We start from the raw sequence: 17,925 nt of genomic DNA, 5'->3' as shown, positions 1-17,925 counted from the left end.
CGATGCGCGGCACCGCCCGCTAGTGATATGGCCCGCCTTTCCGGCAGGCCATCGTGGCGTCAGTTCGACGCGGCTTCCTTCTCGAGCAGTTCCAGCACCGGCAGCGCGGCCGGCAGCAACGGCGCGACGTCGACCGGCAGTTGCTGCCACACGAACGCCTGCCCTTCCTTGCTGTGCGGCTCGCCCGTCCAACCCGTCACCTTGCAGAAATACAGCCGCACGTACGCATGCGGATAATCGTGCTCGAGCGTGTGCCAGCGATGGCTGGCCGTGACTTCGATGCCGAGTTCCTCGTGCAGTTCGCGTGCAAGCGCGTCCTCGACGCTTTCGCCGGCCTCCAGCTTGCCACCCGGAAACTCCCAGTAGCCTTCATACGGCTTGCCTTGCAGCCGCTGCGCGAGCAGGTAGCGGCAGCGGCCGACCGTGCCGTCCGGCTGCACCATCACGCCGACCGCGACTTCCGTCACCTTGCGGCCATCGGGCGCGCGCACCGCGCCTTGTGCGAGATCCGCGCTCATACCTGCTCCTTGCGGCCCGACCAGTCACGTGCAAACTGCCACGCGACGCGCCCCGACCGCGAGCCGCGCTCGAGCGCCCACACGAGCGCGTCGCCGCGTGCGGATTCGATCTCCGCATCCGGGCAGCCGAAATGACGCAGCCAGTGCCCGACGATGTCGAGGTAGTCATCCTGCTTGAACGGATAGAAGCTGACCCACAGGCCGAAGCGCTCCGACAGCGAGATCTTTTCCTCGACGACCTCGCCGGGGTGAATCTCGCCATCCGGGAGATGCTTGTACGTCTCGTTGTCGCTCATGTACTCGGGCAGCAGATGGCGGCGATTCGACGTCGCGTAGATCAGCACGTTGTCCGACTGCGCGGCGATCGAGCCGTCGAGCGCGACCTTCAGCGCCTTGTAGCCCGACTCGCCCTCCTCGAACGACAGGTCGTCGCAGAACACGATGAACCGCTCCGGACGCTGCGAGATCAGGTCGACGATGTCGCCGAGATCGTGCAGGTCGTCCTTGTCGACTTCGATCAGGCGCAGGCCGTCCTTCGCATACGCGTTCAGGCACGCCTTGATCAGCGACGACTTGCCGGTACCGCGCGCGCCGGTGAGCAGCACGTTGTTGGCCGGCTTCTGCTGCACGAACTGCCGCGTGTTCTGTTCGATCAGCCCTTTCTGGCGATCGATGTTGTGCAGATCATCGAGCGTGATCGACGAAACGGCCGGCACCGGCTGCAGATAGCCGCGCCCCTGGCGCGTGCGCCAGCGGAACGCGTGGGCGGCATTCCAGTCGACCGCTGCCGGCGCGGGCGGCAGCATCCCCTCGAGACGGCCGAGCAGCGCTTCGGCGCGCGTCAGAAACTGTTCAAGCTTGTCCATGTCGTCCGGGCACTCCCGATCAGGAGCGGTAATCCGCGTTGATGCTCACGTAGTCGTGCGACAGGTCGCACGTCCAGATGGTGGCCTGCGCGTCGCCGCGGCCGAGCAGCACGCGGATCGTGATTTCGCTCTGCTTCATCACACGCTGGCCGTCCTCTTCCTGGTAGGCCGGGTTGCGGCCGCCCGCCTGCGCGACGAGCACGTCGTCGAGGTAGAGGTCGATCTTGTCGACGTCGAGATCCGCGACGCCCGCATAGCCGATCGCCGCGAGAATCCGGCCGAGGTTGGGGTCGGATGCGTAGAAGGCCGTCTTCACGAGCGGCGAATGGCCGATTGCGTAAGCAATCTGGCGGCATTCCGCGACACTCTTGCCGCCTTCGACCTGCACCGTCATGAATTTCGTCGCGCCTTCGCCATCGCGCACGATCAATTGCGACAGCACCTGCGCGACTTCCGTCACCGCATCGCGCAGCGCCGCATAGGCCGGCGAATCGGTCGACGTGATCGCCGGCAGCATGCTCTTGCCCGACGCGATCAGGATGAACGAGTCGTTCGTCGATGTATCGCCGTCGATCGTGATGCAGTTGAACGAGCGGTCGGCCACTTCCTTCACGAGCGTGTCGAGCACCGGCTGCGAGACGTTCGCGTCGAATGCGAGGAAACCGAGCATCGTCGCCATGTTCGGCTTGATCATGCCCGCGCCCTTGCTGATGCCCGTCAGCGTGACCGTGTGGCCGTCGATCGTCACCTGGCGCGACGTGGCCTTCGGCAGCGTGTCCGTCGTCATGATCGCCTGCGCGGCGTCAAACCAGTTCGCGGCCTTGCGGTTCGCGAGCGCAGCCGGCAGCCCGGCCTTCAGGCGATCGATCGGCAGCGGCTCGAGGATCACGCCGGTCGAGAATGGCAGCACCTGCGCCGGCTCGATGCCCGCGAGGCGCGCGAGTTCCGTGCAGGTTGCGCGCGCGTTCACGAGGCCTGGCTCGCCGGTGCCCGCGTTCGCATTGCCCGTATTCACGACGAGCGCGCGAATGCCCGCGCCGCCTGCACGCACCTTCGCCAGGTGCTCGCGGCAAACGGTGACCGGCGCTGCGCAGAAACGGTTTTCGGTGAATACGCCCGCGACCGTCGCGCCTTCGTCGACGGAAATGACCAGCACGTCCTTGCGATTCGGCTTGCGGATGTTCGCTTCCGCCCAGCCGAGCGTGACGCCGGCGACGGGATGCAGTTGGGCGGGATCGATCGACGGAAAATTGACAGCCATGGGGCACACCTGCCGGATGGAAAATGCCGGCATACGCCGGCATCGATTGGAAGAACCGGCGGCCGCACGCGCTGGCCGCCGCAACTCACATCACTCACTCGAAGCTGCGAACGAAGCGGCACGCGTGACGCGCGCCGCCGTCGATCATGACAGCTTCCCGTGACATTGCTTGTACTTCTTGCCGCTACCGCACGGGCACGGGTCGTTGCGGCCGACCTTCGGCATCTCGCCGCCTGGGCCGCTGTGCGTCATCGCGCTGCCGACCATGTCGGCCGTCGCGGTGGCCGCCGCGGCAGCCGCGACGTTCGCCACCGGCGCACCGGCTTCCGCGTAATCGGCGTGCTGGTACTCGACGTTCTCGAGATGACCACCGCGCTCCTCGATCTGCTCGGCGGCTTGCTCGAGCTGTTCCGGCGACTGGATCTGCACGTTCATCACGATGCGCGTGACTTCCTGCTTGATCGCCTCGAGCATCGCGGCGAACAGCTCGAACGCTTCGCGCTTGTATTCCTGCTTCGGGTTCTTCTGCGCATAGCCGCGCAGGTGGATGCCCTGGCGCAGGTGGTCGAGCGCCGCGAGGTGCTCGCGCCACAGGCGGTCGACCGTCTGCAGCATCACCGAGCGCTCGAACGCGCTGAACGATTCGCGGCCAACCATCGCGACCTTCGCCTCGTACTGCTCGTCGGCGGCCGTCATCACCGCGTCGAGGATCTCCTCGGCCGTGATCGACGACGACTCGTTCACCATTTCCTGGATCGCGAGGTCGAGCTGCCAGTCGTTGCGCAGCGCTTCCTCGAGCTCGGGCACGTCCCACTGCTCCTCGATGCTGCCTTCCGGCACGAACTGGCGGACGACTTCGGTAATCACGCCATGACGCATCGCGGAGATCGTCTCGGTGATGTCGTGCGCTTCGAGCAGCTCGTTACGCTGCTGGTAGATCACCTTGCGCTGGTCGTTCGACACGTCGTCGTATTCGAGCAGCTGCTTGCGGATGTCGAAGTTGCGCGCTTCGACCTTGCGCTGCGCGGATTCGATCGAGCGCGTGACGATGCCTGCCTCGATCGCCTCACCTTCCGGCATCTTCAGGCGATCCATGATCGAGCGCACGCGGTCGCCCGCGAAGATGCGCAGCAGCGGATCGTCGAGCGACAGGTAGAAGCGCGACGAGCCCGGATCGCCCTGGCGGCCCGCACGGCCGCGCAGCTGGTTGTCGATCCGGCGCGATTCGTGGCGCTCGGTGCCGATGATGTGCAGGCCGCCCGCTGCCTTCACCTGCTCGTGCAGCGTTTCCCACTCGTCGTGCAGCTTCTGGATCCGGCGCGCCTTTTCGTCGGCCGGGATCGCTTCGTCGGCCTCGATGAAGCCGGCCTGCTTCTCGACGTTGCCGCCGAGCACGATGTCGGTGCCGCGGCCGGCCATGTTGGTCGCGATCGTGATCGCACGCGGACGGCCCGCTTCCGCGACGATCGCCGCTTCACGCTCGTGCTGCTTCGCGTTCAGCACCTCGTGCGGCAGCCCTGCCTGCTTCAGCAGGTGCGACAGCAGCTCGGAATTCTCGATCGACGTCGTGCCGACCAGCACCGGCTGGCCGCGCTCGTAGCAGTCGCGGATGTCGCGGATCACCGCGTCATAGCGCTCCTTGGCGGTCTTGTAGATCTGGTCCTGCTTGTCGATCCGCTTCGGCGGACGGTTGGTCGGGATCACGACCGTCTCGAGACCGTAGATCTCGTTGAATTCGTACGCTTCGGTGTCGGCGGTACCGGTCATGCCGGCCAGCTTCGCGTACATCCGGAAGTAATTCTGGAACGTGATCGAGGCGAGTGTCTGGTTCTCGCTCTGGATCTTCACGTGTTCCTTCGCCTCGACGGCCTGGTGCAGGCCGTCGGACCAGCGGCGGCCGGCCATCAGGCGGCCCGTGAATTCGTCGACGATGACCACTTCGCCGTTCTGTACGACGTAGTGCTGATCCTTGTGGAACAGCGTGTGGGCGCGCAGCGCCGCGTACACGTGGTGCATTAGCGTGATGTTCTGCGGTGCGTACAGGCTCTCGCCCTCGCCGATCAGGCCCCATTCGGCGAGCAAGCGCTCCGCCTTCTCGTGGCCCGATTCAGTCAGGAACACCTGACGCGCCTTCTCATCGAGCGTGTAGTCGCCCGGCTTCTCGACGCCCGTGCCGTCGGCCTTCTCTTCACCGATCTGGCGCTCGAGCAGCGGCGGCAGTGCGTTCATCCGCACGTACAGCTCGGTGTGATCCTCGGCCTGACCCGAAATGATCAGCGGCGTACGTGCCTCGTCGATCAGGATCGAGTCCACTTCGTCGACGACCGCGAAGTTCAGTGCCCGCTGCACGCGCGCGTCGGTCTCGTAGACCATGTTGTCGCGCAGGTAGTCGAAGCCGAACTCGTTGTTCGTGCCGTACGTGATGTCCGCCGCGTAGGCCTGCTGCTTCTGGTCGTGCTCCATGCCGGACAGGTTGATGCCGACCGACAGACCGAGGAAGTTGTAGAGGCGCGCCATCCATTCGGCGTCGCGCTGCGCGAGGTAATCGTTGACGGTCACCACGTGCACGCCGCGGCCTGCCAGCGCATTCAGGTACACGGGCAGCGTCGCGACGAGCGTCTTGCCCTCGCCAGTGCGCATTTCCGCGATCTTGCCGTAGTGCAGCACCATGCCGCCGATCATCTGCACGTCGAAGTGCCGCATCTTCAGCACGCGACGGCTGGCCTCGCGACAGACCGCGAATGCCTCGGGCAGCAGCTTGTCGAGCGACTCGCCGGCCGTGATCCGCTGGCGGAATTCGTCCGTCTTGCCGCGCAACTGGTCGTCCGTCAGCTTCTCGATCTGCGTTTCGAGCGCATTGATCGTCGTGACGGTCTTTTGGTATTGCTTGACGAGCCGCTGGTTGCGGCTGCCAAAAATTTTCTGGAGAAAACCGGTTGTCATCGGATCGGATCCTGCGTCGCAGCACCGGCGCCCGGCGCGAATTGCGCGCCCCGACGCCCGAGCCTCGGCGGCTTAGCGAATTAGTGGACTCAAACGTCGAATTTTAGCACGCGGGGACGCGTGCGCCCGTGTCTCGGCCGGACGGACACTATGCGCCAATGGCCGGGCCCACGGGGCGAAAGCCGCCCGTGCCCGGGCCCGCGCGGGTACAATCGGCGTCAACGTCCGCGCGCGTGCGCGCCCGAAGAATGCCTCGATGAATCGATTTTCCAAGCGTTTCGGCCCGTCCGCCGCATATCGCCCGCAACCCGTATCCGAAGTGCTCGGCCGTACCGACGCATTCGCGGCGCTGCGCGCCGGCGTCGAGCAAATCGCGTCGCTGCAGCGCGATCTTGCCGCGCTCCTGCCCGACTACCTGGCGAACCACGTCGAGCCCGGCTTCGTGAAGGACGGGACCCTGACCCTCTTTGCTGCGCACAACGCACTGGCCGCGCGGCTGCGGCAGGTCGAGCCGCGGCTGCTCGGCGATCTGCAAAAGCGCGGCTGGCCGGTCTCGACGCTGCGCGTGCGCGTGCGCCCGAAGGATGCGCCGGAGCCGCCGCACGTGAAGCAGGCGCGGATGACGTCGGTCGGCGCGTCGGCGTTGCGCGACCTGGCCGACCATCTCGAACCGTCACCGCTTCAGGCCGCGCTCGCGCGGATGGCGGCCCGGCACGGTGCTAAGCCGCGCTAACGGCATGTGCTACCAGCCGCGCAAGTGCCCGGCCAACAAAAAAGCAGCCCGAAGGCTGCTTTTTTGTTATTTGCGCGGAACGCAGGTCAGGCGAAGGCCGTCTGCATGTCGAACGCGAAACCCTTCGGCGCGGCTTGCGGATCATCGAACGTGACGATCTCGTACGCATCCTCGTTCGCGAGCAGTTCGCGCAGCAGCGCGTTGTTCAGCCCGTGGCCCGACTTGTACGCCGTGTACGACGCCAGCAGCGGATGGCCGATCACGTACAGGTCGCCGATCGCGTCGAGCATCTTGTGCTTCACGAACTCGTCGTCGTAGCGCAGCCCATCGTTGTTCAGGATGCGGTACTCGTCGAGCACGATTGCGTTTTCCATGCTGCCGCCCCGGGCGAGGCCCATCTCGCGCAGCATCTCAGCCTCGTGTGCGAAGCCGAACGTACGTGCACGCGCGATCTCACGCACATACGACGTATTCGCGAAATCGACCTCGAGTTCCTGGCCGGTCTTGTCGACGGCCGGGTGACGGAAGTCGATCGAGAATTTCAGCTTGAAGCCGAAGTACGGGTCGAGACGCGCGAACTTGTCGCCGTCGCGGATTTCGACCGTCTTCTTCACCTTGACGAAGCGCTTCGGCGCGTTCTGCTCCTCGATCCCGGCGGACTGGATCAGGAACACGAAGGTCGCCGCGCTGCCGTCCATGATCGGGATTTCCTCGGCTGTCACGTCGACATAGAGGTTGTCGATGCCGAGGCCGGCACACGCCGACATCAGGTGCTCGACGGTCGACACGCGCACGCCATCCTTCTGCAGCACCGACGCGAGCCGCGTATCGCCGATCGACGTCGCCGCAGCGGGGATGTCGACGGGCGTGGGAAGGTCGACACGCGAGAACACGATGCCCGTGCCCGGCGCGGCAGGACGGAGCGTCAGCTCGATCTTGCGGCCCGAGTGGACACCGATACCCACGGTCTTCACGATGGATTTGATGGTGCGCTGCTTCAACATGATGTTCTTCGTCGTGATTGAAGATATCAATCAGGAGTTATATTCGATAGGCCAGATTATAGCGTAATTCCCTATTCAGCGTCGTTTGAAACTGCGTATCAATCTGTTTCGCCTGTTTACCCGCGCCGATACGGGGCGGGCCGATGCCCGGAACGGAGGCGTTTCCGGTCATCAGCCCGTGTTACAACTGCCCTGAGGCCGGTGAGCAGCGTTGCCGGAAGGCAACGGCGCACCGCACGGTCAGGGCGTCAACGTCGCGAGAACACTCGCCGCATCGCTCACTTCGAATTTGCCCGGCGCCTCGACGGCCAGCGTCTTGACCACACCGCCGTCAATCACCATCGCGTAGCGCAGGGAACGAATTCCCATGCCACGCGCGGACAAATCCTGCGTCAGCCCCAGCGCATGAGTGAAAGCCGCGCTACCGTCCGCCATCATGCGCACCTTGCCCGCGGTGTGCAGATCACGTCCCCATGCGCCCATCACGAATGCGTCGTTGACGGACACGCACCAGATCTCGTCGATGCCCGCCGCGCGCAATTGCTCGGCGTGTTCGACATAGCCCGGCACATGCTGCGCCGAGCAGGTCGGCGTGAAAGCGCCCGGCAATCCGAAGATCACCACCCGCTTTCCCGCAACCTGGTCGCGCACGCTGCAGGCGTTCGGCCCCAGCGTGCACCCTTCGCGCGCGTCGTCGATGTACTCGAACAGTTGCGCGTCGGGCAGCGCGTCGCCCACTTGAATCATGGCTGGTCCCTCATAGCGATACGGTTTTTCAGCGTGTTGCGGACAGCATGGCCCATCCCGCCCCGCTTGTGCGGAGAGGGCACGTTTCCCGGCCCGGCGTCGCAGCCGACGCGGCCTGTCATGGTCCGTAGCATCCGTCACGCCGGCGATACCGCGGCAGATTCGCCGCGGCTTCGCCTGTGTTTGCGTCAGTCAGCCTGCTTGCGCAGGAAAGCCGGGATGTCGTACGTGTCGACCCCCTTCTCCTGCAGCGCCTGCACGTGCGATGCCGCGGTTTCGCGCGAATTGCGCCACACCGCCGGCGTATCGAGCGCGCCGTAGTCTGCCGTGCTGACGTGATGCGTCGGTGCATAGCCGTGCGAAACCGCGCTGACCGGCTGGTTGTCCGTACCCGTACGCAGCAGCGTCATCGGTGCCGACTGCTGCTTCTTCGCCGCACGGCCCAGACCCGTCGCCACGACCGTCACGCGCAGTGCATCGCCCATCGCATCGTCGTACACCGCACCGAAGATCACCGTCGCATCTTCCGCCGCGTAGCTCTTGATCGTGTTCATCACTTCGCGCGTTTCCGACAGGCGCAGCGAACGGCTCGACGTGATGTTGACCAGCACGCCGCGCGCGCCCGACAGATCGACGCCTTCGAGCAGCGGGCTCGCCACGGCCTGTTCCGCCGCGAGGCGCGCGCGATCGACGCCGGCGACCGTCGCCGTGCCCATCATCGCCTTGCCCTGCTCGCCCATCACCGTCTTCACGTCTTCGAAGTCGACGTTCACGAGGCCATCGACATTGATGATTTCAGCGATGCCCGCGACCGCGTTGTTCAACACGTCGTCCGCGCACTGGAAGCACTTGTCCATCTCGGCGTCGTCGCCCATCACGTCGAACAGCTTGTCGTTCAGGACGACGATCAGCGAGTCGACGTGATCCTCCAGTTGCTGCGAACCGGCTTCAGCGACGCGCATGCGCTTGCCGCCTTCGAATTCGAACGGCTTGCTGACGACACCCACCGTCAGGATGCCCATCTCCTTCGCGATCTGCGCGACCACCGGTGCCGCGCCCGTGCCCGTACCGCCGCCCATGCCGGCCGTGATGAACACCATGTGCGCGCCGCGCAGTGCGTCGGCGATGCGCTCACGCGCTTCTTCCGCTGCCGCACGGCCCATTTCCGGCTTCGCGCCAGCGCCCAGACCCGTGTTGCCGAGCTGGATCACCGACGATGCACGCGAACGCGACAGCGCCTGCGCATCCGTGTTCATCACGATGAAGTCGACGCCCTGCACGCCGCGGTTGATCATGTGCTGGACGGCATTGCCGCCAGCGCCGCCAACGCCGACCACCTTGATGATGGTGCCGTTGGTCTCGGTTTCCAGCATTTCGAATTCCATGTTGCCTCCGTCAAGAGAATGACTGCTACTCGGCCGTTATTCGGCAGGAGATCGGGCAACCCCCTGTCGCGCGCCAGCCGCCGGCACCAGCGCGAATTTCGATTCGGTTCGTCCTCGAGAAAACGCCGGGCCGCCCCAGGTTTTCTTGGCCCCCTCGGGGGCAGGCTCGGCATGCCGAGCCGTGGAAATACTCAAAAATTGCTCAGGAACCATTCCTTCATCCGCGAGAACACCTGTCCCGCGTTGCCGGACTGCACGGCGACCTTGCGGCCGCGCATGCGCTGGGCACTGCCTTCGACGAGCAGCCCCATCGCCGTCGAGTAGCGCGGGTTGCGCACGACGTCGGAAAGGCCGCCTGCATACTCCGGCGCGCCGATGCGCACCGGCTTCAGGAAAATGTCTTCGCCGAGCTCGACCATGCCGGGCATCATCGAGGCCCCGCCGGTAATGACCACCCCGGAGCTCAGCAGTTCTTCGTAACCAGATTCGCGCACGACCTGCTGCACGAGCGAGAACAGTTCCTCGACGCGTGGCTCGATCACGGCTGCGAGCGCCTGGCGCGACAGCGTGCGCGGGCCGCGTTCGCCGAGGCCCGGTACTTCCACCATCTCGTCCGGATCGGCGAGCGCCTGCTTCGCGATCCCGTAGCCGACCTTGATGTCTTCCGCGTCCGGCGTCGGCGTGCGCAGCGCCATCGCGATGTCGCTCGTGATCTGGTCGCCGGCGATCGGAATCACCGCGGTGTGACGGATCGCGCCTTCGGCGAAGATCGCGATGTCCGTCGTGCCGCCGCCAATGTCGACCAGCACCACGCCGAGATCCTTCTCGTCTTCCGTCAGCACCGCCAGCGACGACGCGAGCGGCTGCAGGATCAAGTCGTTCACTTCGAGCCCGCAGCGGCGCACGCACTTGACGATGTTCTGCGCGGCACTCACCGCGCCCGTCACGATGTGCACCTTCACTTCCAGCCGGATGCCGCTCATGCCGATCGGCTCGCGCACGTCTTCCTGGCCGTCGATGATGAATTCCTGCGTGAGGATGTGCAGCACCTGCTGGTCGGTCGGGATGTTGATCGCCTTCGCGGTCTCGATCACGCGCGCGACGTCGGTCTGCGTGACTTCCTTGTCCTTGATCGCAACCATCCCGCTCGAGTTGAAGCTGCGGATGTGGCTGCCCGCGATCCCCGTGAACACGTTGGTGATCTTGCAGTCGGCCATCAGCTCGGCTTCCTCGAGCGCGCGCTGGATCGACTGCACGGTGGCCTCGATGTTGACCACCACACCTTTCTTCAGACCCTTCGACTCGCTCTGGCCGAGACCGATCACCTCGTAGTGGCCCTCGCCTTTCAGCTCGGCGACGATGGCCACCACCTTCGACGTGCCGATGTCGAGGGAAACCAGCAGATCCTTGTAGTCTTTGCTCATAAAGTGCTCTTGCGTGTGATCTCTCGTTACTTCTTGCGCTTGTCGGTATCGGTCAGGAACCGCATGCCTGCCGCGCGAATCGCGAATCCGTTCGGATAGCGCAGGTCCGCGTACTCGATGTCGTTGCCCCAACGCTCCGTGACGGCCGGCCATGCGGCGACCAGGCGCTGGCTCCGGTCATGCAGCGATTCGCTGTTGCGTTCCTTGCCCAGCTCGACCTGCATGCCGTTCGACAGCTTCACCGTCCACGCGTACCGCGCCGACAGCGTCACTTCTTCCGGCGCCGCCTTCAGCGGCGCAAACCATTTCCCGAAGTCGCGATACCGCGTGACGACTTCCTTCGCACTGCCCTCCGGGCCATCGAACGCCGGCAGTTCCTTGTCCAGTTCGCCCTGGTTCGCGGTAAACAGCTCGCCGTCGACGCTCACGAGCTGGTCGCTGCCCCAGGTCCCGAGCGGTTTGTACTCCTCGAGCGTGACAGCCAGCGCATTCGGCCACACCCGGCGCACGCTCGCATGGCGCACCCAGGGCATCTGCTCGAACGCGGTGCGCGCAGCGTCGAGATCGACCGTGAAGAAATTGCCCTTCAGCCGGCCGACCACGCCCGCGCGCACCGTCGGCGAATTGATGTGCTCGGTGTCGCCGTCGATCCGGATTTCCCGCAGCGCGAACGTCGGGCGCTGGATCAGCCAGTAGCAACCGGCCGCCGCCAACACGAGCAGCAACAGCGCGTACAGCGCGCTGGCGGCAAGGTTGAGTTGGCGAACGTTGTTCCACATACGTCGTTCCGTTCCTGCGTCAGTCGTTGAGCGTGAGCGACAGCACCTTCACGACCAGCTCCGAATAGCTGATGCCGACCGCGCGCGCGGCCTTCGGCGGCAGCGAGTGGTCGGTCATGCCCGGTGCGGTGTTCACTTCCAGGAAGTACGCGTTGCCGTCGGCGTCGAGCATGAAATCCGCGCGGCCCCAGTCGGTGCAGCCGAGCACGTCGAACGCCCGGCGCGCGACGCGCTTGAGCTCTGCTTCCTTGTCGGCGGGCAGCCCGCAAGGAATCAGGTATTGCGTATCGTCGGCGATGTACTTCGCGTGATAGTCGTAGAACTCGCCGGCCGGCACGATCTTGATCACCGGCAGGTCGAGATCGCCGGCGATGCATGCGGTGTACTCGCCGCCGCCTTCGATGCTCTTCTCGACGATCACGATCGGGTCATGCGTCGCGGCTTCCGCGAGCGCGGCCGGCAGCGCGTCGGCCGTCTTCACCTTCAGCACCGCGACGCTCGAGCCTTCGCTCGCCGGCTTCACGAACAGCGGCAGGCCGAGCTTCGCGACGATGTCCGTCGCGCGCGCCGCGAGGTCGTCGCCGCGCAGCACCGTCTCGAACGGCGGCGTCGGCACGCCCGTCTGCTGCCACACGAGCTTCGTGCGGAACTTGTCGAGGCCGAGCGCCGATCCGAGCACGCCGCTGCCCGTGTAGCGAATGCCGTAGAAATCGAGCGCGCCCTGGATCTGGCCGTTCTCGCCGTAGCCACCGTGCAGTGCGTTGAACGCGCGCACGAACCCTTCATCCTTCAGCGCCGCCAGCGGGCGCTCGGCCGGGTCGAACGGGTGCGCGTCGATGCCCGCGTCGCGCAGGCCCTGCAGCACGAGCTTGCCCGACGTGAGCGACACCTCGCGCTCCGAGGACTCGCCGCCGAACAACACCGCCACCTTGCCGAAACGTTTCGGATCAATCCCGCTCATGTCATGCCTTCTGTTGAGTGTGCTGCGCAACCTTCGCCGGCACGCCGCCGATCGAACCCGCGCCCATCGTGATCACCACGTCGCCGTTCTGCGCGACCTTCGCCAATGCGTCCGGCACGTCGTCGACCGTCGCGACGAACACCGGGTCGACCTTCCCCACCTCGCGCAGCGCACGCGACAGCGCGTCGCCGTTCGCGGTCGAGATCGCTGCCTCGCCCGCCGCGTAGACTTCCGTCAGCACCAGCGCGTCGACCGTCGACAGCACGTTGACGAAATCGTCGAAGCAGTCGCGCGTGCGCGTGTAGCGGTGCGGCTGGAACGCCAGCACGAGGCGGCGGCCCGGAAACGCACCGCGCGCGGCGGCGATCGTCGCGGCCATCTCGACCGGGTGATGGCCGTAGTCGTCGATCAGCGTGTACTGGCCGCCGTCCGCGGTCGGCACCTCGCCGTAGCGCTGGAAGCGCCGGCCGACGCCGTTGAATTCCGCCAGCGCCTGCTGGATCGCGTCGTCCGCCACGCCGAGATCCGTCGCAATCGCGATCGCCGCGAGCGCGTTCTGCACGTTATGCAGGCCCGGCAGGTTCAGCACGATCGCGAGCGGCGCGCGCCCTTCACGGATCACCGTGAAATGCATGCGGCCGTCGCGCGCATCGATGTCTTCCGCGCGTACCTGTGCGTCCGGCGACAGCCCGTAGCGCACGACCGGCTTCGAGATGAACGGGATGATCTGCCGCACGTTCGGATCGTCGACGCACACGACCGCGCTGCCGTAGAACGGCAGGCGCTGCGTGAATTCGATGAACGCCTGCTTGAGCCGCGCGAAATCGTGGCCGTAGGTGTCCATGTGGTCGGCGTCGATGTTCGTGATGACTTCGATCACCGGATACAGGTTCAGGAACGATGCGTCCGACTCGTCGGCCTCGGCGACGATGAAGTCGCCCGTGCCGAGCCGCGCGTTCGCGCCGGCGCTGATCAGGCGCCCGCCGATCACGAAGGTCGGATCGAGCCCGCCCGCCGCGAGCACGCTCGCGACGAGGCTCGTCGTCGTGGTCTTGCCGTGCGTGCCGGCGATCGCGATGCCCTGCTTCAGGCGCATCAGCTCCGCCAGCATCACCGCGCGCTGCACGATCGGCACGCGCTTCGCGCGCGCGGCCAGCACTTCCGGGTTGTCCGAGCGCACGGCCGTCGACACGACGACCGCGTTCGCGCCCTCGATGTTCGCCGCGTCGTGGCCGATCGCGATCCGTGCGCCGAGCGCCTGGAGACGATCCGTCACCGCGTTGCGCGACAGGTCCGAGCCGCTGACCTCGTAGCCGAGGTTGACGAGCACTTCGGCGATGCCGCTCATGCCCGCGCCGCCGATCCCGACGAAATGAATGTGTTTGACGATGTGTTTCATTGCAGTTCTTCCAGGTTCGCGCCGGCCGCCTTCGCGCACACGCGCGCGACTTCGTCGGTGGCCTCGGGCTTCGCCAGCGAGCGCGAACGTTCCGCCATGTCCGCGAGCGATGCCCGCGACTGGCCGCGCAGCCAGTCGGCAAGCAGTTCCGCCGACAGGTCGCGTTGTTGCACCAGCACGGCCGCGCCCGCATCGGCGAGGAACGCGGCGTTGCTCGTCTGGTGATCGTCGACCGCGTACGGGAACGGCACGAACAGCGCCGCCACGCCCACCGCCGCGATCTCCGACACCGTCATCGCACCCGACCGGCAGATCACGAGATCCGCCGCCGCATAGGCGGCCGCCATGTCGTCGATGAACGGCACGAGCCGCACGTCTTCGCCGGCCGCGAAACCGGCCGCTTCGTAATTCGCCTTCAGCGCGTCGATGTGCTTCGCGCCGGCCTGGTGCACGACGCGCGGGCGTTCGCCCGGCGTCAGCATCGCCAGCGCGCGCGGCACGACTTCATTCAGCGCGGCCGCGCCGAGGCTGCCGCCGACGACCAGCACGTTCAGCGGGCCGCTGCGCGATGCATAGCGTGCTTTGGGCGCTTCCGTGCCGGCAAGTTCCGCGCGAATCGGATTACCCGTCCATTCCGCGTGCGGCAGCGCGCCGGGGAACGCGACGAGCACGCGTTTCGCGAATTTCGCGAGTACCTTGTTCGTCAGGCCCGCGATCGAATTCTGTTCATGCAGCACGAGCGGACGCCCCGACAGCGCGGTCATCACGCCCGCCGGGAACGTGATGTAGCCGCCCATCCCGAGCACGACGTCGGGCCGCACACGCCGCAGCGCGGCGAGGCTCTGCCCGCATGCGCGCAGCAGGTTGAACGGCAGCGTCAGCTTGGTCTTCAGGCCCTTGCCGCGCAGCCCGCCGAACCGGACGTATTCCATCGGAATACCGTGCTTCGGCACGAGCGTCGCTTCCATCCCGGCCGGATTGCCGAGCCACACCACGCGCCAGCCCGCCGCTTCCATCCGGTGCGCGACTGCGAGCCCGGGGAACACGTGGCCCCCGGTGCCGCCTGCCATCACCATCAGTGTGCGTTGCGACGCGGTCATACCTTCCCTCCGCGCATCAGCACCCGGTTTTCGTAGTCGACCCGCAGCAGCACCGCGAGCGCGACGCAGTTCAGCAGAATGCCCGAGCCACCGTAGCTCACGAGCGGCAGCGTCAGGCCCTTGGTCGGCAGCAGCCCGAGGTTCACGCCCATGTTGATGAAGGTCTGCGCACCGAACCAGATACCGATACCCTTCGCCATCAGGCCCGCGAACGTGCGATCGAGCGCGAGCGCCTGGCGGCCGATCTCGAACGCGCGGCGCACGATCCAGTAGAACAGCAGGATCACGACCAGCACGCCGACGAAACCGAGCTCCTCGCCGATCACCGCGAGGATGAAGTCGGTATGCGCTTCCGGCAGGTAGTTCAGCTTCTCGACGCTGCCGCCCAGGCCGACGCCGAACCACTCGCCACGGCCGAACGCGATCAGCGAGTGCGTGAGCTGGTACGCCTTGCCCTGCGCGTAGCGCTCGTCCCACGGATCGAGGTACGCGAAGATCCGCTCGCGACGCCACGGCGACAGCCACACCAGCATCGTGAAGGTGCCGATCGCGGTCGCAACGAGGCCGCCGAACAGCTTGCCGTTCACGCCGCCGAGGAACAGCACGCCCATCGCGATCGCCGCGACCACCATGAACGCGCCCATGTCCGGCTCGAGCAGCAGCAGCGCGCCGACCAGGCCGACCGCGAACGCCATCGGCAGAAAGCCCTTGGCGAAGCTCTGCATGTATTCCTGCTTGCGCACCGTGTAGTTCGCCGCGTAGATCGTCACCGCGAGCTTCATGATTTCCGACGGCTGCATGTTCGTGATGCCGAGCGGAATCCAGCGGCGCGCACCGTTCACGCCCTTGCCGACGTGCGGGATCAGCACGATCACGAGGCCGACGAGCGCGATCAGGAAGAGCTGCGGCGCGTATTTGTCCCACGTCGACACCGGCACGCGGAACGCGATCACCGCCGCGATGAACGCGACGACGAGCGAGATGCAGTGGCGCATCAGGAACGCGTAATCGTGATACGACGCGTATTTCGGCGAATCGGGCATCGCGATCGACGCCGAATACACCATCACGACGCCGAGCCCGAGCAGCGCGATCGCGACCCACAGCAGCGAGTAGTCGAAGTCGAGCATCCGCGAGCGACTCGGGCGCACGCCATTGACGACGCTCGCGAGGCCGCCGGTCGCAGCGCGCGTGGCCGACGCGACGCGGCCGCCCGCGGCATTGCCGCCGGTGTCGCGACGATCGTTGAAACGGGAGACGATGCGATCTGACCAGCTCATGGCGTCGCTCCTTTGTCGATGGCGATTTCGTCGACCGCCGCGCGGAACACATCCGCGCGATGGGCGTAGTTCCTGAACATGTCGAGGCTCGCGCAGGCGGGCGACAGCAGCACCGCATCGCCCGGCTCCGCGAGGTCGGCCGCCGCGTGCACCGCGCCTTCGAGCGTCGCGTGGTCGGCGAGCGGCACGCCCGTTTCGGCGAGCGTGTTGCGGATGGCCGGCGCATCGCGACCGATCAGCATCACCGCGCGGCACCAGCGCGCGACCGGCGCAACCAGCGGTGCGAAATCCTGACCCTTGCCATCGCCGCCCGCGATCAGCACGATCTTCTGCGCAAGACCGTCGAGCGCGGCAACCGTCGCGCCGACGTTCGTGCCCTTGCTGTCGTCGACGTAGTCCACGTCGTCGATCGTCGCGATCACTTCGACGCGATGCGCCTCGCCGCGGTACTCGCGCAGCGCGTGCAGCAGCGGTGCGGCCGGCAGGTCGATCGCGCGTGCGAGCGCGAATGCGGCCAGCGCGTTCGCCGCGTTGTGCAGGCCGCGGATGCGCAGCGCGTCGGCCGGCATCAGGCGCTTTTGCACGATGTCGGGCGTATGCGCGGCATCGCGCTTGCGCCGGCGGGTCGTCGTCGCAGCTTCATCCGGCGCATCGCGATCGACGGCTTCGACCAGCCACGCGATGCCGTTGTCGCGCGACAGCCCGTAGTCGCCGTCCTGCACCGGTTCGTTCAGGCCGAACGTGACCGTGCGCGGCGCATCGGCCGCGCCGGCTGCCGGCGCGAACTTCATCACGGCCGCATCGTCGCGGTTCAGTACGCGCGTGGTCGTTGCGCCGAAGATCCGGCCCTTTGCCTGCGCATATGCATCGAAGCTGCCGTGCCAGTCGAGGTGGTCCTGCGTGATGTTGAGGATCGTGGCCGCATCGGGCGCGAACGTGCGCGCGGTCTCGAGCTGGAAGCTCGACAGTTCGAGCACCCACACGTCGGGCAATGCGGTTTCATCGATCGCGCCGGCGAGCCGGTCGAGCATCGCGGGGCTGATGTTGCCCGCGACGGCAACCTTCTTGCCTGAGCGCTGGCACAGCAGGCCGGTAAGGCTCGTCGTCGTGGTCTTGCCGTTGGTGCCCGTGATCGCGAGCACCTTCGGCTGGTAACCGCTCGTGCCGAGCGCACGCAGCGCCTGCGCGAAGAATTCCAGCTCGCCCCACACCGCGACGCCGCGCTCGTTCGCGGCCGCGACCAGCGCCGCGAGTGCCGGTTCGAGCGGCGACAGTCCGGGGCTCAGCCCGACGAGCTCGACGCCGCCGTCGAGCAACGCGGGCGTGAACGCGCCGCCGACGAATTCCGCATCGATGCCTTCGGCCTGCAGCGCGGCAAGGTTCGGCGGCGCCTCGCGGGTATCGGCAATGCGCAGCCGGCACCCGTGCCTCGCGCACCATCGCGCGATCGCGAGACCCGATTCCCCGAGCCCCAGTACGAGCACCATCGGCCGTTGCCGATCTCCAAACATCTCGCCAGACATCC

15 protein-coding genes are annotated in these 17,925 nt (G+C 66.4%); 1 reads left to right on the top strand and 14 read right to left on the bottom strand.

Annotated elements, in window-relative coordinates; genetic code table 11:
- Positions 1–59: 59 nt before the first annotated feature.
- The 4 genes from ACPTTC_RS02990 to secA all read right to left on the bottom strand — a co-directional run bounded on the left by ACPTTC_RS02990 (position 60) and on the right by secA (position 5,588).
- Positions 60–518 carry an NUDIX domain-containing protein gene (locus tag ACPTTC_RS02990; RefSeq protein WP_423391509.1) on the bottom strand — a complete coding sequence of 153 codons (459 nt, stop codon included), beginning with the start codon at positions 516–518 and terminating at the stop codon, positions 60–62.
- Positions 515–1,384, bottom strand: coding sequence for an ATP-binding protein (locus ACPTTC_RS02985; RefSeq protein WP_423391508.1), 870 nt, complete (start codon positions 1,382–1,384; stop codon positions 515–517). The genes ACPTTC_RS02990 and ACPTTC_RS02985 overlap by 4 nt, the downstream gene beginning before the upstream one ends.
- 19 nt (positions 1,385–1,403) lie before the next feature.
- Positions 1,404–2,645 carry a bifunctional glutamate N-acetyltransferase/amino-acid acetyltransferase ArgJ gene (gene argJ / locus ACPTTC_RS02980; protein WP_423391507.1) on the bottom strand — a complete coding sequence of 414 codons (1,242 nt, stop codon included), beginning with the start codon at positions 2,643–2,645 and terminating at the stop codon, positions 1,404–1,406.
- Between the two features lie 144 nt (positions 2,646–2,789).
- A complete protein-coding gene (gene secA / locus ACPTTC_RS02975) occupies positions 2,790–5,588 on the bottom strand; it encodes a preprotein translocase subunit SecA (protein WP_423391506.1) in 2,799 nt (932 codons plus the stop codon).
- A gap of 256 nt (positions 5,589–5,844) precedes the next feature.
- Here secA and ACPTTC_RS02970 point away from each other — a divergent pair, with 256 nt between their 5' ends.
- Positions 5,845–6,321: a DUF721 domain-containing protein gene (locus ACPTTC_RS02970; protein WP_175955535.1), complete on the top strand. Its 477-nt coding sequence runs from the start codon at positions 5,845–5,847 to the stop codon at positions 6,319–6,321.
- An 86-nt stretch (positions 6,322–6,407) separates the two neighbouring features.
- Here ACPTTC_RS02970 and lpxC read toward each other — a convergent pair whose 3' ends face one another.
- The 10 genes from lpxC to murD form a co-directional block, all read right to left on the bottom strand.
- Positions 6,408–7,325: a UDP-3-O-acyl-N-acetylglucosamine deacetylase gene (gene lpxC, locus ACPTTC_RS02965; RefSeq protein WP_011350845.1), complete on the bottom strand. Its 918-nt coding sequence runs from the start codon at positions 7,323–7,325 to the stop codon at positions 6,408–6,410.
- A 240-nt stretch (positions 7,326–7,565) separates the two neighbouring features.
- The gene (locus tag ACPTTC_RS02960) at positions 7,566–8,072 is read right to left on the bottom strand and encodes a peroxiredoxin (RefSeq protein WP_175955803.1); all 507 of its coding nucleotides are present in this window, start codon (positions 8,070–8,072) and stop codon (positions 7,566–7,568) included.
- A 188-nt stretch (positions 8,073–8,260) separates the two neighbouring features.
- Positions 8,261–9,457 (bottom strand): cell division protein FtsZ, encoded by a 1,197-nt coding sequence (gene ftsZ, locus ACPTTC_RS02955; protein ID WP_011350843.1) that lies wholly within the window; start codon positions 9,455–9,457, stop codon positions 8,261–8,263.
- Positions 9,458–9,648: 191 nt separating this feature from the next.
- On the bottom strand, positions 9,649–10,881 hold the full coding sequence (gene ftsA / locus ACPTTC_RS02950; protein ID WP_006487138.1) for a cell division protein FtsA: 1,233 nt from the start codon (positions 10,879–10,881) through the stop codon (positions 9,649–9,651).
- Between the two features lie 26 nt (positions 10,882–10,907).
- Positions 10,908–11,660: a cell division protein FtsQ/DivIB gene (locus tag ACPTTC_RS02945; RefSeq protein ID WP_226195301.1), complete on the bottom strand. Its 753-nt coding sequence runs from the start codon at positions 11,658–11,660 to the stop codon at positions 10,908–10,910.
- A 19-nt stretch (positions 11,661–11,679) separates the two neighbouring features.
- Positions 11,680–12,621, bottom strand: a complete 942-nt coding sequence (locus tag ACPTTC_RS02940) for a D-alanine--D-alanine ligase (RefSeq protein ID WP_011350841.1) — start codon at positions 12,619–12,621, stop codon at positions 11,680–11,682.
- 1 nt (position 12,622) lies between these two features.
- The gene (gene murC, locus ACPTTC_RS02935; protein ID WP_423391505.1) at positions 12,623–14,020 is read right to left on the bottom strand and encodes a UDP-N-acetylmuramate--L-alanine ligase; all 1,398 of its coding nucleotides are present in this window, start codon (positions 14,018–14,020) and stop codon (positions 12,623–12,625) included.
- Entirely contained in the window at positions 14,017–15,120 is a 1,104-nt protein-coding gene (gene murG, locus ACPTTC_RS02930; RefSeq protein ID WP_423391504.1) for an undecaprenyldiphospho-muramoylpentapeptide beta-N-acetylglucosaminyltransferase, read from the bottom strand. Before murG ends, murC begins: the two co-directional genes overlap by 4 nt.
- Positions 15,117–16,400: a putative lipid II flippase FtsW gene (ftsW, locus tag ACPTTC_RS02925; RefSeq protein WP_175955527.1), complete on the bottom strand. Its 1,284-nt coding sequence runs from the start codon at positions 16,398–16,400 to the stop codon at positions 15,117–15,119. The genes murG and ftsW overlap by 4 nt, the downstream gene beginning before the upstream one ends.
- The gene (gene murD / locus ACPTTC_RS02920; protein WP_423391503.1) at positions 16,397–17,911 is read right to left on the bottom strand and encodes a UDP-N-acetylmuramoyl-L-alanine--D-glutamate ligase; all 1,515 of its coding nucleotides are present in this window, start codon (positions 17,909–17,911) and stop codon (positions 16,397–16,399) included. The genes ftsW and murD overlap by 4 nt, the downstream gene beginning before the upstream one ends.
- Positions 17,912–17,925: the final 14 nt, after the last annotated feature.

The sequence above is a fragment of the Burkholderia mycopellens genome (assembly GCF_964265025.1).
In the GTDB taxonomy this organism is placed as follows: domain Bacteria; phylum Pseudomonadota; class Gammaproteobacteria; order Burkholderiales; family Burkholderiaceae; genus Burkholderia.
This window is presented reverse-complemented; position numbering and strand designations above follow the sequence as displayed.